This is a genomic window from Dethiosulfatarculus sandiegensis (assembly GCF_000931935.2).
Taxonomy (GTDB): Bacteria; Desulfobacterota; Desulfarculia; order Desulfarculales; family Desulfarculaceae; genus Dethiosulfatarculus; species Dethiosulfatarculus sandiegensis.
In genome coordinates, this window is sequence record NZ_AZAC01000014.1 from 49,194 (window position 1) to 75,595 (window position 26,402).

Consider the following 26,402-nt stretch of genomic DNA (forward strand, 5'->3'; position numbering starts at 1 on the left):
CTTTTTGTTGTACGATTTATTTTGTATTGACAGCGGGTTGGCCTGGACAATGAAAGGCGGGGCCTTGGGCGCCGCCAAAGGGCCGGACCAGGGTGAGGGCGGTTGATCCGGGCGAGTTTGGGCAGGGCTGATAAAAATTATGAAAAAATGCCCGATCTGCTTGATAAATTCGGCTTCATAGGGCATATTTACGCGCAGGCTTGAACCGGCTGGGCGAAACGGGCCGGGGATAAAGGCTCTGGTGTAAAAACGCTTGCAGCCTTAGCTATTAGTGTGTATAAAGCCTATTCTATTTAAAAATCGCCCGGCACGTGGAGTAACCAGGAGGGACAGCATGAGTCAAGTATGCGAGATTTGCGGTAAAAAGCCCCAGGTGGGCTGCAACGTGAGTCATGCTCATAACAAAAGCAAAAGGCGTTTCAATCCCAATCTGCAGCGCGTCCGCACTGTGGTGGACGGCCAGACCAAGCGTATCAAGGTCTGCACCCGCTGCATCCGTTCGGGCAAGGTTGTTAAACCCGCCTGACCTTTGCTTTTGCATGCATTTGGAAACAGGGCCCTTTAGCAAAAGGGGCCCTTTTCTTGTTGGTGAATCAGGGGAAAATCCCTGGATATGAACAGCCACCATGTTCTTGGCGAACCAGGGCTAAAGCCGAATGGTTCCCATCCTCTTTATTTGAACCACGCCTTTTACCCTTTTGATATCCTTGAAAACCTTCTGCAGTTGGGTGGTGTCGTGGACCTGTAGTCTGAAGTTGGTCACCCCTCTTTTGTTGGCTTCGCTCACCTGCACTTGGGCCTCTGCGATGTTTACCGAATGTTTTTTCAACACAGCGGTTACATCCGCCAGGATTCCCGCCCGGTCGTTGCTTTCAACCTGAACCCAGACCGGGTGCACCTGGTCCTGATCCACGTTCCATTGCACGTCAACCACCCTTTCGGGATCGGCGTTTGCAAGGTGAGGGCAGTTTTTATTGTGCACGGTAACGCCTTTCCCCCTGGTGATGAACCCGGCTATGGGATCCCCGGGCAGGGGGTTGCAGCATTTGGCAAAACGCACCAGTATGTCGTCCAGCCCCTTGACTTTGATCCCACCTGCCGGACGTTTCCGCAGCTTGGTAAAGGACCTTTCCAGTAAACCCGGCTTACGCTCATGCTCGGGCGGCGGCTGGATGCGGTTGGCCACCATGCGGGGTGAGACCTTGCCGTAGGCGATCGCGGCCAAAAGCAGGTCAGGGTCGGGGAAGGAAAGGTCTTTGGCCACCTTTTGCAAGTCTCCGCCCTTGGTTACCTTGTGCAGGGTCAGGTGGACCTTGCGCAATTGGCGGTCCAAAAGGTCCTTGCCCAGGTTGATGGCCCCGGCCCGCTCGGATTCCCTTATGTAGGATCTTATTTTGGACTTGGCCCGACCTGAGACAACATATTTGAGCCAGTCCTTGCTGGGGTGATGATTGACTTGGGTGTCAATTGAGACCTGGTCCCCTGTCTGTAGTTCGGTGCGCAAAGGAACCATGCGCCCGTTCACCTTGGCGCCCACGCACTGATGTCCCACCTCGGTGTGGATGGAATAGGCAAAGTCAACCGGGGTGGCCCCTCTCGGCAGTTCCTTTACTTCTCCGTTGGGGGTGAAGACAAAAATGGCTTCCGGGTAGAGGTCCATGCGCAGGGAGTTTATTATCTCAGACGGGTCCTCGGTCTCCCTTACACCTTCCATGAGGCGTCTCAGCCAGGAAAAGCGGTCCTGCTCCGCCATTTCACCGGAGCCCTGCTCTTTGTAGCGCCAGTGGGCGGCGATGCCTTCCTCGGCCACCCTGTGCATGGCTTCGGTGCGGATCTGCACCTCCATGCGCTGCCCCAGAGGCCCAACCACCGAGGTGTGCAGGGATTGGTACATATTGGATTTGGGCATGCCTATGTAGTCCCGGAAACGGCCGGGTATGGGCTTCCACAGGTTATGCACCACCATAAGGGCCTCATAGCAGTCCTTGAGCTGGGTTACTATGACCCTGAAGGCAATGAGGTCATAGAGTTCGTCTATGTCCACATTACGCCGCTTCATTTTAAGGTAGATGCTGGAGAAGTGCTTGGGCCTGCCCGAGACATTGCATTCTATACCGTGCTTGGCCATGGCCTTGCGAATGCGGTCTTTTACATCTGTGGTAAAGGCCTGGCGGTCGCTTTGCTTGGTGGCCACCCCCTGTTTGATGTACTGATAGGCGTCCGGTTCAAGATAATAAAGGGAAAGGTCTTCCAGTTCCGCCTGCCAGCGTCTTATTCCCAAGCGGTGGGCCATGGGGGCATAGATGTCCCTGGTCTCGGTGGCTATTGATTTTTGCTTGGCCGGCGGCATGAACCCCAGAGTGCGCATGTTGTGCAGCCGGTCGGCCAACTTGATCAGAAGCACCCTTATGTCGTCGGCCATGGCCAGGACCATCTTGCGTAAGGTGGCGGCCTGGCGCGAAGTCTGGGTGGCCCCGCGGAGCATGGTGATCTTGGTGACCCCATCGACCAGGTACGCCACTTCCTCGCCGAGGAGCTGCTTTATGTCTTCTCTGGTGGCGCTGGTGTCTTCCACTGTATCGTGTAAAAGGCCCGCGCAGATGCTGGCCACATCAAGCCGCATCTCGGCCAGCAGTCCGGCCACGGCCAGGGGGTGGCTCAAGTAGGGCTCACCCGAGCGCCTGGTCTGTCCTGCATGCAATTTGGCTGAATAGACATAGGCCTTCATTATGGCCTTGTCATCGGCTCCCGGATGGTAGGTTTTGACCCTGTCTATTATTTCATTTATGCGCATGCGGGGCTTTTACTGCACCTGACAGGGGCGGAAAATCATCTCCGGCCCTGGTTTGTTCCCAAAAAGCAGGGAAGGGTTTTTAAAGAAAAAGAGGAGACCCTTTTAAAAAGGACTCCTCTTTTGTTTTAATGCCTATGCTGTCTGACCGCCTGCCTGGCGCACCATTTGACTGATAGTCAGAACCGCCTTGTCCAGGTCGATCATCTCAATGTCTCCGCCGGAGCGGCGTTTCAATTCCACCTGGCCGTTGGCCAGGCCTTTTTTACCTACAACCAGTCTCAAGGGGATGCCGCTTAAATCGTTATCCTTGAATTTGAAGCCCGGCCTTACGTCGCGGTCGTCGATAACCGTATCCACGCCTGCGGCCCAAAGCTCGTCATGCAGTTTTTGGGCGGCTTCGAGCACCTCACCCTTGGCCTGCATGGCCAGCACCGCCACAGAGACAGGGGCCATGGACATGGGGAAGATGATGCCGTTCTCATCGTAGCTCTGTTCAATGGCCGCGGCCACGATGCGGCTGACGCCAATGCCGTAGCAGCCCATGATAATGGGTTTGGATTCACCGTCCGCATCCAGGAAGGTGGCTCCCATGGACTGGCTGTATTTGGTGCCGAGGCGGAAGATGTGCCCCACCTCGATGCCCCTGGCAAAGGTCAGGGTTGCGCCGCAGCGGGGGCAGGGGTCTGTCTCGGTTATATCCCTCAAATCCGCCCGGACGGCCTTGGGTGCGTCTCTTTTGATATTGAGGCCCTTTAAGTGAGCGTCTTTTTGATTGGCTCCCACCACCAGGGCGGGGATGCCGAAGAGCTCCTGGTCGGCATAGACCGGGATCTCAAGGTTCTGGGGGCCTGAGAAGCCCATGGGGCCGCCGGTGACTTCTGCGATAACCGAAGCCGGGGCCAGCTCCAGCTCGGCCGCGCCGAGCCTGTTCTTGAGCTTGATCTCGTTTACTTCCCTGTCTCCGCGCACCACTGCGGCCACGGGCTTGCCGTCGGCCAGGTAGATCATGGTTTTTGCGGTTTCATGAGGCTTTACCGAGAGGAATTTTGCCACCTCTTCGATGGTGTGGGCGTCCGGGGTGGCCACCTGCTCGGTTTCCATGATCGGCTCGGCCGCGGATTCGTCGGCCAGCTTGACTTCTGCCTTTTCCACGTTGGCCGAATAGCCGCAGGCCGGGCAACTTACAATGGCGTCTTCGCCAGCCCCGGCCAGGACCATGAATTCATGGGAAAAGGAGCCGCCGATGGAGCCGCTGTCCGCCTCCACCACGCTGTACTTAAGGCCCAGGCGGTCGAAGATCTCCTCATAGGCCTTGCGCATGATGCGGTAGCTTTCAGCTGAGGATTCTTCATCCGGGTCAAAGGAATAGGCGTCTTTCATCAGAAATTCCCTGGCCCGCATAATGCCGAACCTGGGGCGCACTTCATCCCTGAATTTGGTCTGTATCTGGTAGAGGTTAAGCGGCATGTCCCGATAAGAGCGGATCTCCTTGCGCACCAGGTCGGTTATGACTTCTTCGTGGGTGGGGGCCAGGCAGTATTCATGGTCATGCCTGTCTTTGAAGCGCAAAAGCTCCCTGCCATAGTGCTCCCAGCGGCCGGATTCCTTCCAAAGGTCGCCCGGTTGCACACCGGGCATCAGTATTTCCTGGGCGCCGGCCGCGTCCATTGCCTGGCGGATGATGTTTTCCACCTTATGCAGAACGCGTAGGCCCAGGGGGAGCCAGGTGTATATGCCTGAAGCCAGCTTTCTGATCATGCCCGCCCTGAGCAGAAGCTGGTGGCTTATGATTTCGGCCTCTGCCGGAGTTTCCTTGAGAGTGGGTGCTAAAAGTCGGCTAAGCTTCATTCTGGTTCCTTGTCTTTCTGTTGTTAAGATATTCGTCCTGGGCCTTCAGAACCTGGTCCATAAAGGCTTCGACCAGATCGCTTTCAGGCACTTTTTTTATTACTTTTCCCTTGGCAAAGATAATTCCCTGGCCCCTGCCCCCGGCCAGGCCCACGTCCGCGTGAGACGCCTCGCCCGGACCGTTCACCACGCAACCCATCACCGCAACGGTGAGCGGCGCGGTGATCACGGCCAGTTCCTTTTTCACCTTGGCCAAAAGCCCCATGAGGTCAATCTCGGTGCGTCCGCAGGTGGGGCAGGATACAATCTCCACCCCCCGCTTGCGCAGGCCCGCTGCCCTTAGGATGTGCCAGGCCACCTCCACCTCGCGCACCGGATCGGCGGTGAGGCTCACCCGGAAGGTGTCGCCGATCCCCTCCATGAGAAGCGCGCCAATGCCCATGGCGGATTTGACTGTGCCGCTTGTGATGCCCCCGGCCTCGGTGACACCTATGTGCTGGGGACAGTCCGAGATTTCGGCCAGGGCTCGACAGGCGGCTATGGTATTCAATACAGAGGAAGATTTCAAGCTCACCTTGATATCGTAAAAACCCCGCTCCTCCAAAAGGCGCACATGGCTCAAGGCCGCTTCCACAATGGCTTCGGTGGTGGGACCGCCGTGCTTTTTCAGCAGCTCTTTGGGAAGGGAGCCGGAGTTGGCTCCCACCCGGATGGGTGTGTGATGGGCCTTGGCCGCATCCACCACCCGGTCAACCGCCTTGGTTGAACCTATGTTACCCGGATTTATACGCAGGCCCTTGGCCCCGTTTTCCACTGCGGCCACTGCCAGGCGGGCGTCAAAATGAATATCCGCCACCACAGGCAAAGGGCTTTGATCCGTTATGGGGCGAAAGGCCAGGGCTGCTTCCTGATCAGGCACGGCCAGACGCACTATTTCGCATCCAGCTTGATTCAGTTCTTTGATCTGGTTCAGGGTGGCTTTAACATCCCTTGTGTCTGTGCAGGTCATGGATTGAACAGCAACCGGGGCGCCCTTGCCCAGTTCAACTTCTCCCAGTTTGATCCGCCGGGTTTTGTCTCTTGTATATAACATATTGATTTTAGATCTTTTTTGTCGTTTGTAATCAACCCCCCCCGGGCAGGGGCAGTTTAGTAACGGCCTTTGGCAAGTTTTGAAAACAGCTTGCACTTGGGCTTTTTCATGATAACTGTCACAACCCTTCATTTTTTGTACTCCCCTGGCAAGGCCCTGTCAACGAGGCCAGGCAGGAGCCCTGATTTCAGTTATTTCTAGGCCGTGTTCCTCAAGAAGGGCGGTCAATACACCTTGCCTGGGGCCTTTTCCCGGATTTTTACCAAAAGGGTCAAATCCGCAGGAGGGGGAGCGGTCTTTCAGATAGCAATGGGTCACCCCGGCCCGCAAGGCCGCAGCCACTACCAGCTCGGCCCCTTTGATAAAGGCCCGGGAAACGTCTTGTCCATCAGGGGTGACCAGCCTGGCCTTGCCCGCCAAGAGGTCTTTGCCCTCTTGACCTTCCCCGGCTCCTTCAAAACGGGCCGGAGGCCTGGGAACGGCAAGGCCGCCCAAGAGTTCAGGGCACAGGGCCAGAAAGGGTTTATCCTTTAATATCTCCCACAGCTGAGGCGCGTGGGACTTTCTACCGTCGTAGCGCACGCTTTGCCCGGCCAGACAGGCTGACACCAGTATCACTCTGCACCTGCTTTTTCAAAGGAAAGGGGGGTTAAAGCGGGGTTCTTAAAACCCACCCGATCTTGCCGACAAAGTCCTCCCGGAGTTTGTCAGAGGCCGCTTGGCAAAACTTGTTTTTTGTCAAGCGGTTCGAATTCCTTGCCTTAGGAAGGCCTCGCAATTCGGCGGACCGTCTTCATGCAGGGCCCCATTCGTTAAATAATCTCCACCTGCTCCGTACCCTGGGGATTATCGACCAATTCACCGATCAGATAGGCCTTTTGCCCCATCTCGGCAAGCAGGTCGATCGCTTTTTGGGCCTGGTCCCGGGGCAGCACGGCCACCATGCCCACTCCGGAGTTAAAGGTGCGGAACATTTCTCTTTCGGTCAGCTTGCCCGCCTTTTGCAGGAACTCGAACACAGGTTGCCTGGGCCAGGAATCCTTTTTAATCACCGCCTTCGTGGAAGGGGGCAGGACCCTGGGCAGGTTTTCCAAAAGCCCGCCGCCGGTTATGTGGGCCAGGGCGTGGAGATCAAGGTTCTGCAAAAGGGCGAGGGCCGCCTTTACATAAATCTGGGTGGGCTCGATAAGCTCTTCACCCACCAGGCGGGGCAGGTCGTCCACCTTGCTGTCCACCTTGAGCCCCAGCTGGTTGAATACAATATCCCTGACCAGGGAATAGCCGTTGCTGTGCAGGCCGGTTGAGGCCATGCCGACCAGGGCCGCTTTTGAGGGCACTTTGGCCGGGTCCAGGATTTTGGGCTTGTCCACAATGCCCACTGCAAAACCGGCCAGGTCGTATTCCCCGTCCGGGTAGGAGTCCGGCATTTCCGCGGTTTCACCGCCAATCAGGGCGCTGTCGGCCTGGCGGCAGCCTTCCACTATGCCCTCTAGCACTTCCTGGGCCACTCCGAGTTTCAGCTTGCCGGTGGCAAAATAATCCAGCATGAAAAGAGGTTTTGCCCCGCAGACCACCAGATCGTTGACGCTCATGGCCACCATGTCTATGCCGATGGTGTCATGTTTATCCATGAGAAAGGCAATCCTCAGCTTGGTGCCGACTCCGTCGGTGGCGCTCACCAGAACCGGTTCCTCCATGCCCTTGGCCGAATCAAGGGAGAAGAGCCCGGAGAAACCGCCCAGGCCGGTAAGAACCGAGGGATTATGGGTGGATTGCACTAACGGGCCGATGTTTTTAACGAATTGATTGCCTTTTTCTATGTCAACCCCCGCCTTGCGATAGCGGTCTTCTTGGGTCATGAGCTTCTCCAAAAAAATAAAACCTGTTGCTGAAACCATGAGTTCAGCTACTTTAACAGTTCAGGGAAAAAGGCGTCCATGGCTTTTTCCCGGGTGGTTATAGTATATGAAAGGTTTAATTTTATCTCAGAATCCGCCAAAAGGCCCGCATTGCCGCAAAAGCTTTTGCCTGACCCTGAAATCCGGCAAACACGCCCCCTGGGCTCGGGCGGGTAAGGAGAAATAATTGCTCACATCCCCCGCACCTTTTCCCGTGCCTGAACTGGCCCGCTCCTTAAGCTCCCTGCCCGGAGTGGGGCCTGCCACTGCCAAAGCCCTGGCCATGCGTGAATTGCGCACCCTGGGTGACGCGCTTTTGTTTTTGCCCAGGCGTTATGAGGACAGAAGGCACCCTCAGTCCATAGATCAATGCTCATTGGGCCGGACAACGGTGCTCAAGGGGGTTGTGAGGGCGAGTTCAACTCAGGGGAGATGGGGCAAGGTCTATCGCCTGGTGCTGGAGGATGACACTGGCGTTATTGACTGCCTTTGGTTTCGTTTTAAAAAGGCCTATCTCGCCGGTTTTAAACCTGGCGATCCTGTCTATGTGGTGGGTGAAGTATCCCGCAGTAAAAAAGGTGCATTTCAACTGGTTCATCCGGATATTTTTCAGGCCTCGGATGTGGGGCCTGATCATGCCTCCATTGGCCGGGTGATACCGGTTTATCCCCAGTTGGAAGGGGTGAGGCCGGGAAGCCTGCGCCGCATTATGAAGGCCCTTTTGGCCCAGGTGGCGGACAAGGTGGTTGATCCCCTGTTCGGGTTTTTACCTGCCGAACTTTATCCCCTGCCCGCGGGCCGGGCCCTGGAAATAGCCCATGAGCCGCCTTTTGAAGCCTGCGAACGGGATCTTGACCCGGATGAGGCTGATTGGCGCTTGAGCCTGGCGGTTAATGAACTGTTTTATTATGAAATGGGCCTGGCCCTCAACCGCCGCAAAAGGGCGGAAGTAGAGGCCAGGGCGCTTAGGGCCACCGGTGAATTGGGGAACAGGTTCCTTGACGGTCTGGGGTTTGAACTGACTCCGGGACAGAAAAAAGCCGTCTCCGAGATAAAGGCCGATATGGCCCGGACTGTGCCCATGGCAAGGCTTTTGGCAGGGGATGTGGGCACCGGCAAGACCGCAGTCGCCTGCGCCGCCGCCTGCGCGGCCATAGAGGCCGGGGCTCAGGTGGCCTTTATGGCGCCCACCGAGGTCTTGGCCAGGCAGCATCTTGCCACCATGAAAAAGCTGCTTGAACCGCATGGGGTGAACCTGGTTCTGGCCACCGGCTCCCTGGACGCCAAGGAGCGCAGGCAGGCCAGAGAAGCGGCCGAGTTGGGCGCTCAGATGGTGGTCGGCACCCATGCCCTGATTTCAGAGGGTTTTGAATTCAAGGACCTGGGCCTGGTTATCATTGACGAACAGCACCGCTTTGGGGTGGAACAGCGCCTGGTGCTCACCGGCAAGGGGGAGAGCCCCCATCTACTGGTTCTGAGCGCCACTCCCATTCCCCGCACCCTGGCGCTGGCCATATCCGGCCATATGGATATAAGCGACCTGCCGGAAAAACCAAATAAAAGGCCGCCTGTGGCCACCTACGCCGTGGAGCACGCAGGCCGAAGGCAGGCGGTGGACGCCATCACCAGGGCCCTTCATCAAGAGGAGCAGGTGTATGTGGTCTGCCCTTTGGTTGAGCCTTCGGAACATATAGACGCCAAGGATGTTATCTCAACCCATCGTGGCCTGGATGCCTATTTCCCGGAGGTTGAGGTGGGGCTGTTGCACGGCCGCATGGAATCGGCTGAACAGCAAGAGGTGTTGGAGAGGTTCCGCCGGGGCTTGTGCCGCATACTGGTCTCCACCACGGTGGTGGAGGTGGGAGTGGATGTGGCCGGAGCCACCTTGATGGTTATCCTGGGGGCGGAGCGCTTTGGTCTGAGTCAGCTTCACCAGTTGCGGGGCCGGGTGGGCCGGGGCGATAAGCCGGGCTCATGTTATCTGGTGGCCGGGTCCAAGGCCGGTGATCTGGCCCATCGCAGAATGGAGGTGCTCTGCTCGACCAATGACGGTCTTGTTGTGGCCGAGGCGGACCTCTCCCTGCGCGGCCCGGGCGAGGCCTTGGGCGCTCGCCAGGCCGGTTTGCCTCCCTTTAAGGTGGCGGACTGGGCCAGGGACGGAGAGTTGACCATTGAACTGCGGAGTTGGATAGAACAGGAACTGGCCAAGGACCCTGAGATGCAAAAAAGCCCGCTTAAGCCCTTGGGCGAGGAATGCCTGCGCCGCTGGGGCCGCAGGTTGGGGTTGGTAAAGGCAGGATAGACAGACCACCCCTAAAAATCTGCGATTTTTGGGGACCCCGGAGACCACCCCTAAAAGTCTGCTGCTTTTGGGGGGGCGGGGAGGCACACCAAAATATAAAGATGTTTAGTCTCTGGGAAAAAGCCTTCCAAATAGCAGCTAATCCCGTTTGTCAGAACGCAGTTAGGGAAAGAATTCTATTTAAGAGAAAGTAATCCATGGAGATCTGCTGGGGAGGGCCTTTGAAGGGGGCGATGCCGCAACCGGTTCAGTTTTTTGGGAAAAGGAAAAACAGGACACCCCAGGAAAGCAACGGCTTTCCCGGGGTGGTTTTTTAGTTGGCTTTTTTGCGGCGGTTGGCTTTTTTACGTTCGTTTTTCCAGGAGATCTCTTTTTTAAGGCCTTTTTTCTTGTAAGGCTTTTCCATTTCATCCTGGGCAATGAGAAAGGAGCCGGGCATGGCGTCCGGTTCGGGCATAAGGGATTTTTCCGGTTTGGGTTTGGCCGGTTTTTTCACCGGGAGGTTTTCTTCCACCGCCGGTCCCGTGAGGCATTTGGCCGGAAGCCAATCCGCCAGGTAAAGACTTTCTCCCCACAGGGCGAAGACCACGCCCTGATCCATGGCCTGGTGGGCCTGGACCGTGATCATTACAGGCTCTGTATCCCTTCTTTTGCCGAGCAACAGGGCCTCTTCCCGGTCTGCGGCCAGAATGATCCGATCGCCTTCCCTGGGGTTTAAGCCCTTCTTTTTTATAACCGGCCAGGCCTTTCTCTTAACCCCCAGGTGAAGATGAGCCGGCGGATCCTCTCCATAGACCGGTCTCGGCGGGGTTTTTTCCAGGGCGCGCACCAGCTTGCCTGAAACCTCCAGCTTGTCAGGGGCCAGTCTGGCGGCCGCGTCCTTTATCATGGTTTCCCTGACGTGCTTGAACCCCTCCTGCTGGCCCAAAGCCTTGACCAGTTCCTTGAGGGGATACCAGCCCTCGGAGTCGGGCAGGATGCCGAACTCCGCCGGGTTTATACTAAGCGCATAGGTGAGCATGCGCACCAGGGCTTTTTCCTTGTGCTCCTGCCTTTTATTGGCCATTTAACGGTACTCTTGCGTGATCTTTTCCGCGGTTATTACAAACTGTTTTTCAGCATCTTTGTGCCACAGGTTCACCTGCCAGTCTGATGCGCGGTCCTTTTGAGCGGGGATTTTTATGAAATAGCCCTTTCCCAAGGTGAACCCGGCCTTTTCCAGGGCCTCCCGGCTGAGCCGGCCTTCCGGATTTTCCGTGAAAAAGGCCTCCACCAGGGCAGGCACCTTTTGGGCCATAATGCCCGCCTGCTGGTTAAAGTCCTCCATTTGCCGGGAATAATGAGAAAAAACAAAAATTCCGGCAATGCAGAGCACACTGACCAAAGCCAGCGCCTCCATGGTGTAAAATCCCCCCGCTCTCCGGCTCATTTTCAGCTCTCCTCGTGGGTGTAGGTGATTTCTCCACCGCAGATGGTAAGCACGGCCCGTCCCGGCAGTTTTCTGCCTGCAAAGGGTGTGTTCCTTCCCTTGGAAAGGAAAAGTTCGGGCTTGACCACCCAGGGCAGATTCAAGTCTATCACGGTGAGGTCTGCCGGTCCGTTTATTTCCAGCTTGCCGCCGGGCAGGCCAAAGGCCCGGGCCGGAGCCAGGCTCATGCGGGTTATCATCTGCTCAAGGGTGAGGACGCCTTTTTCCACCAACTCCAGCATGATGCCCAAAGAGGTCTCCAGGCCGACCACGCCAAAGGCGGCCCGGTCAAATTCCACATCCTTTTCCAGGATCGAGTGGGGGGCATGGTCGGTTGAAACCATATCAATGGTTCCATCGGCCAATCCCCGGCACATGGCTTCCCTGTCCTCGGCGGTGCGCAACGGCGGGTTCATTTTGGCGTGGGTGTCGTAGTTGCCCACGTTTTCGTCGATCAGGGTGAGGTAATGGGGAGCGGTTTCGCAGGTGATGCGGCCGCCCTTTTCCTTGGCCCGGCGCACCGCTTCCACTGAACCGGCGCAGGAAAGGTGGCAGATATGGGTCCTGGCTCCGGTGAGCACGGCCAGGGCCGCGTCCCTTTCCACGGCCAGCACCTCCGCCTCGTGGGGGATGCCGTTCAAGCCGTATTTAGTGGCAAAGGGGCCTTCATGCATCACTCCATGGGCCGAGAGCCTCTTGTCCTCACTGTGGCAAACCACGGCGATATCAAAGGTGAGGGCGTATTCCATGGCCCGGCGCAGCATGCGGCTGTCCGCCACCGGTTTGCCGTCGTCGGTCACGCCCACACAACCCGCTTCCACAAGCTCATACATTTCGGTGAGCTCTTCGCCCTTAAGGCCTTTGGTTATGGCTCCCACCGGGTAGACCCTGGCCTTGCCCAGGCGTCTGGCCTTTTCCATGATCAGGTCGGTGACTGCCCGGGTGTCGTTCACCGGGTTGGTGTTCGGCATGGCGGCCACCGCGGTGAACCCGCCTGCCGCGGCGGCTTTGGTGCCGGATTCAATGTCTTCCTTGTATTCCTCGCCTGGCTCGCGCAGATGCACGTGAGCGTCGATCAGACCCGGAGTTATCAGTTTGCCCTGACAGTCAATCTCCTTGGCGTCTCCGGCTGTTATGTGGCCTCCGAGCTCCTTGATTTTGCCTTCGCCCAAAAGAACATCGCCGGTTTCATCCAAATTGGAGGCAGGGCAGAAGAGCCTTCCGTTTTTAAGTAAAATGCGCATTATGCGGACTCCTGACCAACCAGCAGGTACAAAAGCGCCATACGGACGCTGACGCCGTTTTCAACCTGGTTCAAAATCACGGAATAAGGGCCGTCGGCTACGTCCGGAGCCAGCTCCACTCCCCGGTTGATGGGTCCGGGGTGCATCACAATGACATCCGGCTTGGCCTTTTTAAGGTGCTGGGCCGAAAGGCCGAAGCACCGGGCATATTCCCTTAAGGAGGGGAATAAAACGTCGTCCAGACGCTCCTTTTGGACCCTCAGCATCATCACCACGTCCGCGTCTTCCACGGCGTGGTCCATGGAATCGCACACCTCGGCTCCCAAGGTCTCGACATAGGGGGGCAAAAGGGTGCGCGGCCCATAGACTCTCACCTTGGCTCCCATGGTGGTGAGGCCGATAATGTCCGAGCGGGCCACCCTGGAGTGAGAGATGTCGCCGATAATGGAGACGTTCAGCCCGTTAAAATCACCCTTGTTCCTTTTGATGGTCATCATGTCCAAAAGGCCCTGGGAAGGGTGTTCGTGGGTGCCGTCGCCCGCATTGATAATGGAGCAGTTCATGTGTCTGGCCAAAAGATGGGGCGCGCCGCTCATGGAATGGCGCATGATCAGAAGATCCGGCCCCATGGCCTCCAGGTTTTTTGCGGTGTCCACCAGGGTTTCGCCCTTGGTGAGGGAACTGGTGGAAGCGCTCAAGGAGACCGAATCGGCGCTTAGGCGTTTGGCCGCCACGTCGAAAGAGGTTTTGGTTCTGGTGGAGGGCTCGTAAAAAAAGCTCACCACCAATTTGCCCCTTAAGGTGGGAACCTTTTTTATGGGGCGGGCGTTAATCTCGCTCATGGACTCGGCGGTCTCAAGGATATGGCTGATATCATCAGCGCTCAGTCCCTCCAGGCCCAGCAGATTAGTTAGTTTGAAAGCGGCCATTTAGTTTTTCCCGTCAAAGATAGTACGTATTGGAAGGCCCAAAAAAAACCTCCAATAACTATTCAAGTTATGGAGGTGTTTGACTCGGTTGCCTGTGCACAGGCCCGGTCTATGCGATTTTCCAAGCATAGGACTCTTCCTTTGTTTATTTTCATTTCAATAACAAACACATTGTGTTCTGTCAAGTGGACGGAGACAACTTGACGTGGTACAAGGCCAAACATGTTAAATGATGTGGTTCAATTTATAGATTCTTTGGGCAGGGAGCTGAACCTCGCGGGCGAGGTGGTGCATGTGGAGCGCATCAAGTCCCGAAAGGCTTCATACGCCGAGCTGAATCCACCCTTGCATCCCCTTTTGAAACGGGCGCTTAAGGCCCAGGGGGTGAGCAAATTCTATAGCCACCAGGCCAAAGCCCTCAAGTTGGCCAGACAGGGTAGGGATATTGTGGTGGCCACGCCCACGGCCAGCGGCAAGACCCTGGTCTATGCCTTGCCTGTGCTTGAGAACCTACTTGAAAATCCCAAGGCCAAGGCGCTTTTTCTTTTTCCCTTAAAGGCGCTTGAACAGGATCAGCTCACCGCCTTGAACACCATCTCAACCTTGAGCGGCCTGGGCCAGGCGGCGGCTGTGTACGACGGCGACACCCCGCCTTCGGTGCGTAGAAAATTAAGGGAAAAACCGCCCGCCATTCTTATTTCCAACCCTGATATGATCCATGCCGGTATTTTGGGCTATGCCGATGCCTGGGACGAGTTTCTGGCAGACCTCGAGTATGTGGTCATAGACGAGGTGCATACCTACCGGGGGGTGTTTGGCTCCCATGTGGCCCAGGTTTTGCGCAGGCTTTTGCGCCTGGCCGCCAAAAGGGGGGCTCGCCCCAGGTTTATCCTGAGTTCGGCCACCATTGCCAATCCGGCCCTGCACGCCCGCTCCCTGACCGGGCGCAACCTGGAAGATGAAGCTGTTGTGGACCGTTCCGGCGCGCCCTTGGCGGGCAGGCATTTTGCCCTGGTCAATCCCCAGGGCGCGGCCAGCACCACGGCGGCCCATGTCTTCACCCGGGCGGTGAAGGCGGGCTTAAGCACCATCTGCTTTACCAAAAGCCGTCTGCATACCGAGCTTATCCATTCCTGGGTGGCCAACCAGAATCCCGAGCTGAGAAACAAGGTGGCCGGTTACCGGGCCGGATTTCTCCCTGGAGAACGCCGGATAATTGAAAGGGACCTGGCCTCGGGAAAACTTTCCGGAGTTGTAACCACCAGCGCCCTTGAGATGGGTATAGACATAGGTGAGCTGGATTTGTGCATCCTGGTGGGCTATCCGGGCAGCCAGATAAACACCTGGCAGCGCGGCGGCAGGGTGGGGCGTTCAGGCAGGGACAGCGCCATTGTCATGGTGGCCGGGCCCGATGCCCTGGACCAGTACCTCATCAACCATCCCGGGATATTTTTTGCCCGCCCGGTGGAGGCAGCTGTCTTAGACCCGGATAATTCCAGTATTGTAGGCAGGCACCTCACCTGCGCCGCGGCCGAGGAACCGCTCACCCCCAAAGAAGAATTTTTCGACCTTGACCTGCACAGCCAGGTGGTCAAGGATCTGGTGGACCAGGGTGATCTGCTCTATGACGCCGAAGGGGTTAACCTTTTCAGCGCCCGCAAAAAGCCCCAGCGTTTTGTGGATCTGAGGGGAGCGGGCGACAGCTTTGCCATAGTGGGGCCGGGCGGCCGGGTGGTGGGATCGCTGGACGGCATCCGGGCCTTTAAGGAAGGCTATCCCGGAGCAGTGTATCTGCACCAGACCAAAAGTTATGTGGTCAAGGAGCTCAACCTGGTGGAGAGAAAGGTCATAGCCCTTCCAGCCCAGGCGGCCTATTACACCAGGGCCAGGAGCGATAAAGACACGGAGATCCTGGAAGAGACCGGGCGCAGGCCGGTGAATAATTTTCTTTTACGCCAGGGCAGGTTAAAGGTAACCGAGAATATCACCGGCTATGAACGCCGCAATTTAAGGGGAGGCGACCTTTTGGGGGTCTTTGATCTGGACCTGCCTCCGCTTATCTTTGAGACCCATGGCCTGTGGCTGGATATTGAGGACTCGGTCCGTCAAGTGGTGGAAAAGGCCGGTTATCATTTCATGGGTTCCATTCACGCCCTGGAACATGTGGCCATTGCCATGTTCCCCTTGTTCGCCCTGTGTGATAGGGCGGATATTGGCGGTATATCCATTCCGTTGCATCACCAGACCAAAAAGGCGGCGGTCTTTATTTACGACGGTGCGCCCGGCGGGGTTGGGCTCAGTGAAAGGGCCTTTGAGATCATAGAGGATCTTTTGGCCAAGGTGGAAGAACTTCTCGCCTCCTGCCCCTGCGAGGAAGGCTGCCCGGCCTGTGTGTATTCTCCCAAATGCGGGGCAGGCAACAAACCTCTGGATAAAAAAGGGGCCTTGCTTTTGGTGCGCACCCTTTTGGGTAAAGAAGACCTTCTGCAAAAAGAGGCCGGGCCCGCGCCGGTGATTGTCTCTTCCCCCAAGGACCGGGAGGTGAAGCCCATGGAACTTTCCTACGGTGTATTGGACCTTGAGACCCAGCGTTTGGCCAATGAAGTGGGAGGCTGGAAAAATGCCCATCTCATGCGGGTGAGTGTGGGGGTTTTGTATGACTCCGTGCAGGATGAATACTTTAACTTTCCGGAAAACAAGGTGCACCACCTGCTGAAACGCCTGGAGCCGTTGGATATGGTGGTCGGCTTCAACATCAAGGGTTTTGACTATTCCGTTTTGAGCGCCTACACCTCTTTTGACCTGCACCGCTATTTCACCCTGGATCTGTTGAAGGATATCCATGCCCAATTAGGATTCAGGCTGAGCCTGCAATCTTTGGGAGAGGCCACTTTCGGCCTGGGCAAAAGCGCAGACGGGCTGATGGCGGTTGAGTGGTTCCGGGCGGGCGAAATGGAAAAACTGACCGAATACTGCCGCCGGGATGTGGAGCTGACCAGGGATCTGTTTTTGTATGGCCAGGAAAACGGCTATCTGCTTTACCAGCGCAAAAACGGACCCAAACTAAGGGTTCCGGTGGATTGGTCCTGGGAGTCTTTGAAAAAAAGGAAAAAAGAGCACCGCGGATAAAGCCGCAGACAAGGTCTGAACAGGCCATGCCAATAAAAAAAGCCCCGGAGCTTTTAAGCTGTTCCGGGGCTTTCTTTGTTTTGGCTTAGAGGACTAGCGCACCTTGGAAAGCCGGTCATAAAGGGTGCGGGCCTCTTTGAAATCGGGTTTAATGCGGAGCGCCTCGCCAAGAGTCCTTCTGGCCAGGCTGTATTCCCCGGCCTCTGTATGGGCCACAGCCATGTTGAAGTAGATGCTTTCGTTATCCGGGGACACGTCCAGGGCCTTTAAATACTGCTGAATGGCCTGGTCGAATTTTTTCTGTTTGCGATAAGCTATGCCCAGGCGGTTGTAGTAGTGAATCTGCTTCGGGTCTTGGCCCACCGCGTTTTCAAATACCTCGGCCGCCTGTTCATACATGCCCGCTTCCAGAAGCAGCTCTCCCACTTCACTTGAAATTTCCGGGTTATGGGCCGCCATTTCACCGGCTTTTTTCAGAGCCTTGAAAGCTGCTTCCTGGTTGCCCGCCTTGAGCATATTCTTGCCGAGATCCATTTGACGGTTGGGGTTTCTGGGGCTTATCTTGGCTGCCACCGCTCCATGCTCGCAGGCTTTTTGGGTCTCGCCCCTTTTGGCGTAAAGCGCTGCCAGATGGTCGTGGGCCTTTACAAAGCGTTTGGCCTTGCTGACTGAGGTGTGGTAGTGCTCCAAGGCCTTTTCCTCATTGCCCAGGGCCTCGTGGGCCTGGCCTACGCTCAAATTGGCCCGGGGGCTTTCCGGGGCCAGGGAAAGTGCTTTTTCAAATTCGGTCAGGGCCTCTTGGGCCTTTCCCTGGGCCAGTTGGTTTGCACCCTGGTTCAGGGCCTTGTCAAGTTCCGAGGGGTTGGCCTTTCTCTCCAATATGCTTTCTATCTTACCCACCAGGGTGTCGGCCCGGAAGGGCTTGGTGATATAGTCGTCCACTCCTTCTTCAATGCACTCGGCCACCACATCTTCAGCGGTTTCCGCAGTTACCATCAAGAAAGGCAATTCCCGGTAAAATTGGTCTTCCCGGACCTTGCGCAGAAAATCCACCCCGTTCATCACCGGCATGTTCCAGTCGCATATAACAAAATCCGCGCCATGGGCGTTTAAGTATTCCCAGGCTTTATGTCCGTTTTGGGCCTCGCCGCTCTTGGTGAATCCATGGGCCCTGAGGAAGTTTATCACCATGCGGCGGACATTGAATTGATCGTCAACTACTAAAAAAAACAAGTTTTTATCTGCAGAAGAAGACACGGACCATCTCCTTGTTTAGCTTGGCCGAACCTGAAAACCCGTTTCAGGTGCAGGGTGAAATTTTAAAAAAGCCTTTTATTATAAAGCCGGTTTCAAGTTTGTGAAGCATCAATGGATTGTCAGCCCGGACCAATGGCAGCCAAAATAAAGTGCAGATTTTGTGGCAGAGTGCAATAGTCAACAGGTAGCGTTTTTTCAATGTGACAATTATATGCTTACAGTTTTTTTGTTAAGCATGGCATTAAAACCTGAATCTGACCAGACTCGGACCCGCATCTTTTTGCAATTATCCAGTTGTGAAGGGTAGGTTTCCCGGCTGGTCCTGAAAGCCGCTGGAAGCATGCCCCCGCTCATCCGGTTCTGTTTTTATTCAAGTAATATTATTTCCCCATATTTCCAGCTTAGGGTCAAGTCGTAGTTATCAGAATCCGGGAGTGCTTGCCCGTTTTGAGCATACAAATGTAGAATAGGCTAAAAAGGTGAGAAATACGCTGTTTGATCTGTCTTCAGATCAGGTGATGAGCTGAGGTGAATTGTATGAAGCCGCAGGATGTTTTCAGGGATCTCCCCCCACAAGCCCATTGGTATAGAATATTAACCGGCGGCTTTTTGGCTGCCTGGTTTTTCTCCGCGGCCTTTCTGGCTTGGGGCTGGTTTGAGGGCGGCTATTTTTCAGGCGGGTTGGTTTTATTCTTTGCCCTGGGTCTGGCCTATGGGGTGATTTGGGGCCAAACGCCCAGAAGATATGAAATAAGCCCAAAGGGAATGTTGATTGTCCTAAACGGGCCTTTTAAATTTTTCATTGGCTTTGATAATCTGCAGAGGATATCTGAAGGCGGTTGGGAAGATGCCCTGGCAGGGGCGGGCCTCAGATTCATCTCCTCCCATGAGAATGTGCTGCGGGTGGAGAGGAAAAAAGGTTGGGATGTGATTATAACTCCTGGTGATGCCGGACTTTTTAAAGCCAAGCTGGAACAGGCCAGGGAAAAATGGGGGCAAAATTGAGGTTTTTATACGCGGTTGTTTGTTTCTGGCTGTTAATTACCGCCTTGCCATACCCGGCCCGGGCCGAGATAGGCTCCACCAAACCCGAGGCTATTCAAAAGGAAATAGACCGGCTCAGGATTCATTACACAGACGAGCATCCGGATATCCAAAGGTTGTTGCGTCATCTGGAAAAGGCCAGGGCCCAGCAGGAAGCGGAAAAGGCCAGGCAGGAACAGAGGGAGAAGTTGAGAAATCAGGGAGATGAAGACAGTGAAAATTGACCGGGTTTTCCGGCCTGATCCGACCGGCAAAACAAAAGTGCCTACAATTTGGGGGCGAAAAAACGGTGGCGTTTTTTGTTGCCTTACATAAAGGTGGTTGAAAAGTCAAAATCGAGCCCCGGTTTTAATGTGGAGATGCCATGTCCAGCCATACCCCTGCCCGTCGAGTTAAGCGAATAGCCCACAAGGAGTTTCAGACCAGTTATATTGCCAACTACCTTGTGGGGGCGGTTACCGTGATGCTGGCCGCCGGTTTTTCCTTGACTATTTTGACCCTGTTTTACAATGAGTATGGCTTTTCTGATCTGTTTTGGTATCTGGCGGCCCTCGACGGGATTATCCTGTTGGGCATTTTGCTTATGCTCTATTGGGCGGCCCTGATCTCCTCTCACCGGGCCGCCGGTCCCTTGTATCGTTTTTCCAGGGCAATGGGCCAGGCGGCTCAAGGGGATTTAAGTCAGAGATTGGTGTTGAGGAAAAAAGACCAACTCAAGGATCTGGCCGAAGAGTTCAACTCCATGACCCAATGCCTGGCTTCCCGACTCAACGAAATAGACTGCCGGATTGAGGAGTTACAGGCCAAGGCCGCCAACTCCGGCGCGAGCCCCGAGTTAATGGATGAGCTGAAGGAGTTGCGAAACAATCTCCACTCTTCATTCAGGTGTTGAAAAAAGTACTGTTCTCCTAGGTTGTTATTGGGATATTTGGGGTGTTAGACTGTTTTTAACCTGAAGAAACCAATAGGCAGCCGGTTTAATCACCGGCCAAAGACAAGGAGGATGGGCATGGCCGAGAAAAAAGTGGCCCGGGTTACCGAAATTATCGCCTCTTCCACCGTAAGCTTTGACGATGCCATCAAAAACGGGTTCGAGCGCGCCACTATGACCTTGCGAGGAGTCACCGGCATCAAGATCAAGGAAATGCGGGTTTCGGTTGCGGACAATCAGCTGAAGGAATACCGGGTGCGCATGGAAGTTATCTTTGTACTTGAATCCTAGCTCTCTTGAAATGCCGACAAGGGGTTTCCTTTGTCGGCATCCTTGCCTTTAAGCTCAGAATAAATTACCAGGCCGGGTTTTTTGAGCCGGTAAGCCCCGAGATATCGGTTATCAAAATGCGGCTTACAAAGTGGTCTGTCCATTTGTAGCCCAGTTTGACCTGGCTCGGCGGTAGAAAGGGGAGCCCCTGATCAGGGGTGACCGGTCTTTTGTTCTCCTTGAGAACCAGCATGGCGTCGCTTTGACTTAAGTATTCCAGGGGAAGCGGCATGCCGCCCGTATTGCCGTCCGGTGCAAAGAAAATAATTGAATCAGCCTCTTTTTGGGGACCGGCCATGGTGACAAGCCGCCAGACCGAAATTCCCTCCAGGGCGCTTGATTGCTTTTCAGTGTCGGTTTTTTCGCGGGTGAGTGTGGGCAGGTTAGCCAGATCGCTCAGGGTGAGTTTCAAAGGGGTTTTGACCATGCCGTTTATGCGGAGGACCACACGGGCGGAGTCTTCCGCACTGGCCGGCGGAATGCACAGGAAAATCAAAAGGGCCGTCAAGGCGGTTTTCCATGGAATGTGCCCCGGACAAGGCATGGCTGCTTAGATTCCCTTCGCTTTCAAAAGTAAATCCTTTTAGACCTTCTGTGTTTTTTTTGAGGATGCACCCAGCATAGCAGTATGTGTATTTTTTCTCAAGCCCGGGGATGGAAGAATGGAAACACACTCTTAAGCGCCGGGGCCTTTGTGTTCTTAAAAAAAGCGGACTGAAAAAGCCATGCTCATAAAGCCCATTTGAGCGGCCTTATGAGCATGGCCAGGTGAATCCAATTAAAAATTTAGAAAACCCTGGGTCTATCCCTTTCCAGCATCTGCATGAGCTTTTCCGCCGGATTGGGGAACTTGGCCAAAAGAATCATGGCGGCGACCACATAGGGTTTATAGCTGGCTTCTTTGTAGAGCGGGTCCCGATAGCGGTCAAAGACCGAAGCCTGGACCTCGCCCTGTTCGCAACTGACCCCTGTGATGTCCGCGGGCAGGCAGTGCATGTAAAGGGCCCTGCCGTCTTTGCTGGACTGCATAAGCTCTTCCGTGCATTCCCAGTCCTTGAACTCCGCGTTTTGAGTCAGAAGCTCCTTTTCAAGGGCCTTAATGCCATCCATATCGCCCTGGCCGTAAAGGTCTGTGCGTTTTTCCATGGCCGCAAAAGGAGCCCAGCTTTTGGGATAGACTACATCCGCGTCCTGGAAGGCTTCTGCCATATTGTTGGTCTTGCTAAATGATCCGCCTGAATCGGCGGCGTTCTTTTGGGCCACTTCCTCCACTTCGGGCATGATTTCATAACCCTTGGGATGAGCCAGAACCACCTCCATGCCAAAGCGGGTCATGAGCCCCACAATACCCTGGGGCACGGAGAGGGGCTTGCCATAGGAAGGCGAATAGGCCCAGCTCATGGCGATCTTTTTGCCTTTGAGCCTTTCCACTCCACCGAAATGGTTGATTATGTGCATGGCGTCGGACATGGACTGGGTGGGGTGATCAATATCGCATTGCAGGTTGACCAGGGTGGGGCGCTGTTCCAGGATGCCCGCGTCATAGCCTTCCTGGACGCTCTGGGCCACCTGACGCATGTAAGTGTTGCCTTTGCCGATATACATATCATCTCTGATGCCTATGACATCGGCCATAAAGGAGACCATGTTGGCGGTCTCGCGCACGGTCTCGCCGTGGGCTATCTGGGATTTGCCCTCGTCCAGGTCCTGGATTGTGAGCCCCAGCAGGTTTGAGGCGCTGGCAAAGCTGAATCTGGTGCGGGTGGAGTTGTCTCTGAAAAGGCTTATGGCCAGCCCCGAGTCAAAGGCCCGGCTGGAGATGTTCGCCTTGCGCAGGCCCTTCAGGATTTCCGCCACGGCAAAGGTTGCCTCAATCTCATCCCGGGATTTGTCCCAGGTCAGGAGAAAGTCGTTTAAATACATGGCCTCTGTTTTTAAAAGGGCCAGTTTTTTTATGGCTTCTCGGATGCCTATTTTGTCCATTTAATGCACTCCCGTTGCCCTAGAAATCTGCTGCTTTTATTTGAAATCCCTCCTGAAAAATCCATGGAGGGATTTTCCCGGTCTACACCTGCGGGCCAAGGATACACCCCTAAAAATCTGCGATTTTTTGGGGACCCCGGTGAACCACCCCTAAAAATCTGCGATTTTTGGGGACCCCGGTGACGGCCCGCCAAGATCTATCCTTGAGATCTTGGGGATTTGCATAAAATTTAGTTTTTGCAAATCCGCTTAGGTAAATCCATGGAAGGAGTTTCCCGGTCTACAATAGCCCTACACGGTCGTTGAACTCGGTGATCAGGCGGTCGATCTCATCTGTTTTGTTGAAGGTTTCCTGCCAATAGTTGTCGTGGTCGTACCATTGGGCATTAAGCTCGGCCAAGTCCCTGCCCTGTTGCTCCACCCAGGTGAAGTATTTGAGGTTGTGGATGGCCTTTTTGTCATAATAGGTCAGCTCTTTGGTGTAATCAAAGGTGATGGAGTTGATCAGCTCCAGATCCCTTTGGGCGTCTTCGTTTTTGTAGACGCCTCTTTCCTCGGTTAGCTCCCTTAGTCTGGAGTCGTAAAGCTCCAGGGAGTCGGTGGCAATGGTGACCACGTAGTCGTTTTCCGTGAGTTCGTTGTATTTGGCAAACTTGATGGCGGCAACCAGGTTGCCCACGCCTGAGATCCCGAAAAGATCCAGGTTGTTCACCAGATTTTCGTCCACACCTTCTTTTATGAGCGCCTCTCGGCCCGCAGGTTCGTTAAAGAGCCTCAACATGCGCAAGGGAGCTTCGTCGTCGACTCCGATAATGAAATCGGTTTCCTTGCAGTCATGGACCCAGGGGATGTGCTTGTCGCCGATCCCCTCGATCCTGTGGTCGCCGAACCCGTTAAGCAAGAGGGTGGGGCACTGCACCGCCTCGCCCACGGCCACCTTTATGCCCGGGTATTTTTTGCGCAGGTAATAACCCGCTCCCAGGGTTCCGGCGGAGCCGGACGAGGCCACATAACCGGCGAAACGCTTGCCGTCGGTGAGGAGGTCTGTCATCAGTTCTTCAATGGCGCTGCCTGTGACTGTGTAGTGCCACAAGGGGTTGCCCAGCTCGTCGAACTGGTTGAAGATCTGAAGATCCTGGCCCGAGTTCCTGAGCTCCCAGCATTTGTCGAAGATTTCCTTGACATTGGATTCGCAGCCCGGAGTGGCTATCACCTCTCCGGCTATGCTTTTAAGCCAGTCGAAACGTTCCTGGCTCATGCCCTCGGGCAAGATGGCTATGGCCTGGCAGGCCAAAAGGGCCGAGATATAAGCGCCGCCCCGGCAGTAGTTGCCTGTGGAAGGCCAGACAGCCTTGGTCTTTTGGGGATCGAACTGACCCGTGACCAGCCTGGGAGCCAGGCAGCCATAGGTGGCGCCCACCTTGTGAGCGCCTGTGGGAAACCAGCGCCCGGCCAGGAAAACAATGTTGGCCCGGCAACCGGTGATTTCAGGGCCGAGCACAAAATGGTTCACCCCATTGTAAAGCCCGCCTTTGGGCCGCGGCTCGTTTTTCCAGGTGATGCGAAACAGGTTCGCCGGGTCCACATCCCACAAGCCGGTGTGGCTAAGGCGTTCTTTTATCTTTTCCGGCACCTTGGCCGGGTCTTTCATCATGGCAAAGGTGGGTAGGGCGATGCCCTTTTCCCGGCAATATTGGACGGTTTTGTCCAACACCTTTTCATTGACCTTGAGATCGATCACTTTTTCCCTCTCTTTTATATTTCGTCTAAAGTTTTGATTGTCTTTTCCGGGACATCCACATAGCCGCCCGCGGTCTGGATGTCTTTAAGGCCACTACCCGTGGCCAGTACCACAATGGCGTCCTTTGGGTTAAGGTCTTTTTGTATTTTTAAAAGGCCTGCAAAAGCGGCTGCACCTGCCGGTTCGGTGAAAAGTCCGGTTGAACTGGAGAGCCTTTTTTGGGCCTCTTTGATTTCCTGGTCAGTTACATTCACTGGGTTGCCCTGATATTTTTTAAGCTGGGTCAGGGCGTAATAGCCGTTCCTGGGAATATCAACGCTAATGGAGTCTGCTATGGTGCTGCTTGGTTTCAGGTCAAAATCACCGTTTTCAAAGGCGCGGTTAATGGCGTTTGAGTTTTCGGCCTGCACGCAGTGGATGACAGGCATTTCAGAGATGAGCCCCAGTTGCAAAAGGTCCTTGAACCCCTTGTACACGCCTCCTAGGATGCAGCCGTCGCCGGTGGGGACGAGGACATGTTGCGGAGCTTTTTTCAACTGCTGGAAGAGCTCCAGGGAAACGGTTTTTTTGCCTTCCAGGGTCATTGGGTTGTAGGCGGTGCTTCTGCTCATGCCTCCGAATTTGGCCGAGTATTCCAGGGAAAGGTCATAGGCCTGGTCATAGGTGCCTTTCACCCGATACACCGTGGCCCCGTATTGCAGGGCCTGGACCAGCTTGGCCTTGGGCGCGGTATGGGGCAGAAAAAGCACTATTTCTTGACCAGCCGCCGCTCCTACTCCGGCCATGGATGAGCCCGCATTGCCTGTGGAGGCCAGGCAGAGTTTGTTAATCTTGTGCATCCTGGCAAAGGCCGAGACCAGATAAGAGGCCCTGTCCTTAAAGGAGCTGGTCGGGTTCCTGCCGTCGTCCTTAAAGAAAAGATTTTGGAAACCCAGCTCTTTGCGCAGATTGGGGGCCTGCCACAGAGGAGTATCTCCCACCGGAAGAAGTGGGAAAAATTCTTGGGGTACAGGCAAAAGGGAGTGCACCTCAAAATCAGGCCGGGCCTTGCCTTTGAGCCTTACCTCCATAACCCCCAAAAGGGGTTTTTGGGGATCTTGCTTCAGAGAGCAGTCCGGGCAGACCATCAAATCGGGGCTGATGGGATGCTCTTTACCGCACTCGCTGCATATATAGCTGAATTCCATGAAAAAATCCTGTCATGAATCTTGCCGCCCACCCCGGTGGGGCAGGCGGCGTTCAGGTTTAGTCGGCTTGTTCCACTGCCTTCATAAAGGCCTCGAGCATTTCCTTGCCCTCGGGCCCGAATTTTTTGATGATGAGTTCCTTGACCACGGGCAGGGATTTCTGCTTGAAAGCCTCGCGTTCTTTGGGGCTCAAGGCATTAACCTTCATGGCCTTGGAAAGGGCGGGCAGGCCGCGGTCCGAAGCCTCGATGATGCGGCCGATGCCCCTGCCGGCCACAATGGCGGACTTGGCGGCATTTTGCACCACGGCCTTTTCGGTATCGGAAAGGCTGTCCCAGAATTTGGTGTTGATCACCCAGACATAGGGGGCGAAAAGATGGCCGGTCAGGGTGAGGTATTTCTGCACCTCCTGGAACTTGGCCAGGGCGATGATGGGAATGGGGTTCATCTGGCCGTCGGCCACACCGGTCTGCAGGGCGGTGTAGACCTCAGACCAGGCGATCGCCGCGGGCTGGCCGCCAAGGGAGCTGATTATGGTCTTGTGGGTGTCCAAGCCCATGGTGCGGATCTTGAGTCCGTCCATGTCCGCAGGTTTGGTAATGGGATGCTTGGAGTTGGTGATATGGAAGAATCCGCCGGAGTCGCCAAAACCCAGCACATGCATGCCGGTTTTCTTTTCAATGTCAGCAGCCAGTTTCTTGCCAAAGGGGCCGTCAAAAACGCTGTAGGTTTTGCTGATATCGGTGAAGACAAAGGGAATGTCCAGAACACCGATCATGGGATAGGCAGAGGCAAAGCCGCCCACCGAGTGAATGCCGGACTGGATAACGCCCGCCTTGACCTGCTGCAAGACGTCTTTATCCTTGCCCAACTGACCGCTGGGGAAGATTTGCACCTTTACCGAACCATTGGTTCCGGCTTCCACCAGGCTCTTGAAAACCGTGGCCATGGCGCCGGTGGGGTTGTCAAAGGGATCGTTTTTGTTTAGATGATGAAGTTTGATGGTTTTTTCAGCCATTGCGAAACCAGCCACACCTGTAATCAAAAAGGCTGTGGCCGCCAGAATTGCAAATCCTTTCAGGATTCTCTTCATACGTCCCTCCAAGTCCTGGGCGGGCTTTTTTGCCCGCCGGGTTGTTTGGCAAGAAGATTCGATTTGATCTTCTGCGTATTAAAACCTGGTTAAAATCCCCTGGGGATTAATCTGTCTGTAAAATTTTGCCT

At 55.2% G+C, this 26,402-nt stretch carries 22 protein-coding genes; 7 read left to right on the plus strand and 15 right to left on the minus strand.

The genetic code is table 11. The annotated features are described in order from the left end of the window. Positions 1 to 334 precede the first annotated feature (334 nt). On the plus strand, positions 335 to 526 hold the full coding sequence (gene rpmB / locus X474_RS10010; RefSeq protein ID WP_044348639.1) for a 50S ribosomal protein L28: 192 nt from the start codon (positions 335 to 337) through the stop codon (positions 524 to 526). Positions 527 to 646: 120 nt separating this feature from the next. On the opposite strand, the gene X474_RS10015 is transcribed toward rpmB, so the two are convergent. From X474_RS10015 to purM, 5 genes are all read right to left on the minus strand, one after another. After that, complete coding sequence (locus X474_RS10015; RefSeq protein ID WP_044348640.1) at positions 647 to 2,794, minus strand: RelA/SpoT family protein; 2,148 nt, start codon at positions 2,792 to 2,794, stop codon at positions 647 to 649. A 132-nt stretch (positions 2,795 to 2,926) separates the two neighbouring features. Further along, the gene (locus tag X474_RS10020) at positions 2,927 to 4,642 is read right to left on the minus strand and encodes a proline--tRNA ligase (protein ID WP_044348641.1); all 1,716 of its coding nucleotides are present in this window, start codon (positions 4,640 to 4,642) and stop codon (positions 2,927 to 2,929) included. Continuing rightward, positions 4,632 to 5,735: a flavodoxin-dependent (E)-4-hydroxy-3-methylbut-2-enyl-diphosphate synthase gene (ispG, locus tag X474_RS10025; protein ID WP_044349042.1), complete on the minus strand. Its 1,104-nt coding sequence runs from the start codon at positions 5,733 to 5,735 to the stop codon at positions 4,632 to 4,634. The genes X474_RS10020 and ispG overlap by 11 nt, the downstream gene beginning before the upstream one ends. 159 nt (positions 5,736 to 5,894) lie before the next feature. Then, positions 5,895 to 6,353, minus strand: coding sequence for a 2-thiouracil desulfurase family protein (locus X474_RS10030; RefSeq protein WP_044348642.1), 459 nt, complete (start codon positions 6,351 to 6,353; stop codon positions 5,895 to 5,897). A gap of 194 nt (positions 6,354 to 6,547) precedes the next feature. Continuing rightward, positions 6,548 to 7,594, minus strand: coding sequence for a phosphoribosylformylglycinamidine cyclo-ligase (gene purM, locus X474_RS10035; RefSeq protein ID WP_044349044.1), 1,047 nt, complete (start codon positions 7,592 to 7,594; stop codon positions 6,548 to 6,550). 226 nt (positions 7,595 to 7,820) lie between these two features. On the opposite strand from purM, the gene recG reads away from it, so the two are divergent. Further along, a complete protein-coding gene (recG, locus tag X474_RS10040; protein ID WP_044348643.1) occupies positions 7,821 to 9,935 on the plus strand; it encodes an ATP-dependent DNA helicase RecG in 2,115 nt (704 codons plus the stop codon). Positions 9,936 to 10,248: 313 nt separating this feature from the next. On the opposite strand, the gene X474_RS10045 is transcribed toward recG, so the two are convergent. From X474_RS10045 to X474_RS10060, 4 genes are read right to left on the minus strand one after another with little or no spacing between them, the layout of a single operon-like run. Next, positions 10,249 to 11,001, minus strand: a complete 753-nt coding sequence (locus X474_RS10045) for an RNA 2'-phosphotransferase (RefSeq protein WP_044348644.1) — start codon at positions 10,999 to 11,001, stop codon at positions 10,249 to 10,251. Then, positions 11,002 to 11,364: a hypothetical protein gene (locus X474_RS10050; protein ID WP_044348646.1), complete on the minus strand. Its 363-nt coding sequence runs from the start codon at positions 11,362 to 11,364 to the stop codon at positions 11,002 to 11,004. Positions 11,365 to 11,366: 2 nt separating this feature from the next. After that, positions 11,367 to 12,647: a dihydroorotase gene (locus X474_RS10055; RefSeq protein ID WP_044348648.1), complete on the minus strand. Its 1,281-nt coding sequence runs from the start codon at positions 12,645 to 12,647 to the stop codon at positions 11,367 to 11,369. Continuing rightward, the gene (locus X474_RS10060; RefSeq protein WP_044348650.1) at positions 12,647 to 13,576 is read right to left on the minus strand and encodes an aspartate carbamoyltransferase catalytic subunit; all 930 of its coding nucleotides are present in this window, start codon (positions 13,574 to 13,576) and stop codon (positions 12,647 to 12,649) included. The genes X474_RS10055 and X474_RS10060 overlap by 1 nt, the downstream gene beginning before the upstream one ends. A gap of 222 nt (positions 13,577 to 13,798) precedes the next feature. Between X474_RS10060 and X474_RS10065 the strand changes: the two genes are divergently transcribed. Next, positions 13,799 to 16,705 carry a DEAD/DEAH box helicase gene (locus X474_RS10065; RefSeq protein ID WP_044348652.1) on the plus strand — a complete coding sequence of 969 codons (2,907 nt, stop codon included), beginning with the start codon at positions 13,799 to 13,801 and terminating at the stop codon, positions 16,703 to 16,705. Positions 16,706 to 16,798: 93 nt separating this feature from the next. Here the strand turns inward: X474_RS10065 and X474_RS25590 are convergent, their stop codons facing one another. Then, positions 16,799 to 17,962, minus strand: coding sequence for a tetratricopeptide repeat protein (locus tag X474_RS25590; RefSeq protein WP_082464288.1), 1,164 nt, complete (start codon positions 17,960 to 17,962; stop codon positions 16,799 to 16,801). 537 nt (positions 17,963 to 18,499) lie between these two features. Here X474_RS25590 and X474_RS10075 point away from each other — a divergent pair. The 4 genes from X474_RS10075 to X474_RS10090 all read left to right on the plus strand — a co-directional run bounded on the left by X474_RS10075 (position 18,500) and on the right by X474_RS10090 (position 20,228). Further along, positions 18,500 to 18,967 carry a hypothetical protein gene (locus X474_RS10075; RefSeq protein WP_044348653.1) on the plus strand — a complete coding sequence of 156 codons (468 nt, stop codon included), beginning with the start codon at positions 18,500 to 18,502 and terminating at the stop codon, positions 18,965 to 18,967. Then, entirely contained in the window at positions 18,964 to 19,230 is a 267-nt protein-coding gene (locus tag X474_RS10080; RefSeq protein WP_156360714.1) for a hypothetical protein, read from the plus strand. Before X474_RS10075 ends, X474_RS10080 begins: the two co-directional genes overlap by 4 nt. A gap of 140 nt (positions 19,231 to 19,370) precedes the next feature. Then, positions 19,371 to 19,898 carry a HAMP domain-containing protein gene (locus tag X474_RS10085; RefSeq protein WP_044348656.1) on the plus strand — a complete coding sequence of 176 codons (528 nt, stop codon included), beginning with the start codon at positions 19,371 to 19,373 and terminating at the stop codon, positions 19,896 to 19,898. Positions 19,899 to 20,015: 117 nt separating this feature from the next. Beyond that, positions 20,016 to 20,228 (plus strand): dodecin family protein, encoded by a 213-nt coding sequence (locus X474_RS10090; protein WP_044348658.1) that lies wholly within the window; start codon positions 20,016 to 20,018, stop codon positions 20,226 to 20,228. A gap of 64 nt (positions 20,229 to 20,292) precedes the next feature. Here X474_RS10090 and X474_RS10095 read toward each other — a convergent pair whose 3' ends face one another. The 5 genes from X474_RS10095 to X474_RS10115 all read right to left on the minus strand — a co-directional run bounded on the left by X474_RS10095 (position 20,293) and on the right by X474_RS10115 (position 26,271). Then, positions 20,293 to 20,811: a molybdopterin-dependent oxidoreductase gene (locus X474_RS10095; protein ID WP_082464289.1), complete on the minus strand. Its 519-nt coding sequence runs from the start codon at positions 20,809 to 20,811 to the stop codon at positions 20,293 to 20,295. A 242-nt stretch (positions 20,812 to 21,053) separates the two neighbouring features. Continuing rightward, complete coding sequence (gene ygeW, locus X474_RS10100) at positions 21,054 to 22,250, minus strand: knotted carbamoyltransferase YgeW (RefSeq protein WP_044348660.1); 1,197 nt, start codon at positions 22,248 to 22,250, stop codon at positions 21,054 to 21,056. A gap of 280 nt (positions 22,251 to 22,530) precedes the next feature. After that, the gene (locus tag X474_RS10105; RefSeq protein ID WP_044348661.1) at positions 22,531 to 23,991 is read right to left on the minus strand and encodes a pyridoxal-phosphate dependent enzyme; all 1,461 of its coding nucleotides are present in this window, start codon (positions 23,989 to 23,991) and stop codon (positions 22,531 to 22,533) included. A gap of 14 nt (positions 23,992 to 24,005) precedes the next feature. After that, entirely contained in the window at positions 24,006 to 25,178 is a 1,173-nt protein-coding gene (thrC, locus tag X474_RS10110; protein ID WP_044348662.1) for a threonine synthase, read from the minus strand. 58 nt (positions 25,179 to 25,236) lie between these two features. Next, positions 25,237 to 26,271, minus strand: coding sequence for a TRAP transporter substrate-binding protein (locus X474_RS10115; RefSeq protein WP_044348663.1), 1,035 nt, complete (start codon positions 26,269 to 26,271; stop codon positions 25,237 to 25,239). Positions 26,272 to 26,402 lie beyond the last annotated feature (131 nt).

What these genes read in the sequence shown, in the direction of transcription:
- rpmB (WP_044348639.1), top strand. Translation starts at nt 335, where the DNA reads ATGAGTCAAGTATGCGAGATTTGCGGTAAAAAGCCCCAGGTGGGCTGC.
- X474_RS10015 (WP_044348640.1), bottom strand. Translation starts at nt 2,794, where the DNA reads ATGCGCATAAATGAAATAATAGACAGGGTCAAAACCTACCATCCGGGA.
- X474_RS10020 (WP_044348641.1), bottom strand. Translation starts at nt 4,642, where the DNA reads ATGAAGCTTAGCCGACTTTTAGCACCCACTCTCAAGGAAACTCCGGCA.
- ispG (WP_044349042.1), bottom strand. Translation starts at nt 5,735, where the DNA reads ATGTTATATACAAGAGACAAAACCCGGCGGATCAAACTGGGAGAAGTT.
- purM (WP_044349044.1), bottom strand. Translation starts at nt 7,594, where the DNA reads ATGACCCAAGAAGACCGCTATCGCAAGGCGGGGGTTGACATAGAAAAA.
- X474_RS10045 (WP_044348644.1), bottom strand. Translation starts at nt 11,001, where the DNA reads ATGGCCAATAAAAGGCAGGAGCACAAGGAAAAAGCCCTGGTGCGCATG.
- X474_RS10050 (WP_044348646.1), bottom strand. Translation starts at nt 11,364, where the DNA reads ATGAGCCGGAGAGCGGGGGGATTTTACACCATGGAGGCGCTGGCTTTG.
- X474_RS10055 (WP_044348648.1), bottom strand. Translation starts at nt 12,647, where the DNA reads ATGCGCATTTTACTTAAAAACGGAAGGCTCTTCTGCCCTGCCTCCAAT.
- X474_RS10060 (WP_044348650.1), bottom strand. Translation starts at nt 13,576, where the DNA reads ATGGCCGCTTTCAAACTAACTAATCTGCTGGGCCTGGAGGGACTGAGC.
- X474_RS10065 (WP_044348652.1), top strand. Translation starts at nt 13,799, where the DNA reads ATGTTAAATGATGTGGTTCAATTTATAGATTCTTTGGGCAGGGAGCTG.
- X474_RS10075 (WP_044348653.1), top strand. Translation starts at nt 18,500, where the DNA reads ATGAAGCCGCAGGATGTTTTCAGGGATCTCCCCCCACAAGCCCATTGG.
- X474_RS10085 (WP_044348656.1), top strand. Translation starts at nt 19,371, where the DNA reads ATGTCCAGCCATACCCCTGCCCGTCGAGTTAAGCGAATAGCCCACAAG.
- X474_RS10090 (WP_044348658.1), top strand. Translation starts at nt 20,016, where the DNA reads ATGGCCGAGAAAAAAGTGGCCCGGGTTACCGAAATTATCGCCTCTTCC.
- X474_RS10095 (WP_082464289.1), bottom strand. Translation starts at nt 20,811, where the DNA reads ATGCCTTGTCCGGGGCACATTCCATGGAAAACCGCCTTGACGGCCCTT.
- ygeW (WP_044348660.1), bottom strand. Translation starts at nt 22,250, where the DNA reads ATGGACAAAATAGGCATCCGAGAAGCCATAAAAAAACTGGCCCTTTTA.
- thrC (WP_044348662.1), bottom strand. Translation starts at nt 25,178, where the DNA reads ATGGAATTCAGCTATATATGCAGCGAGTGCGGTAAAGAGCATCCCATC.
- X474_RS10115 (WP_044348663.1), bottom strand. Translation starts at nt 26,271, where the DNA reads ATGAAGAGAATCCTGAAAGGATTTGCAATTCTGGCGGCCACAGCCTTT.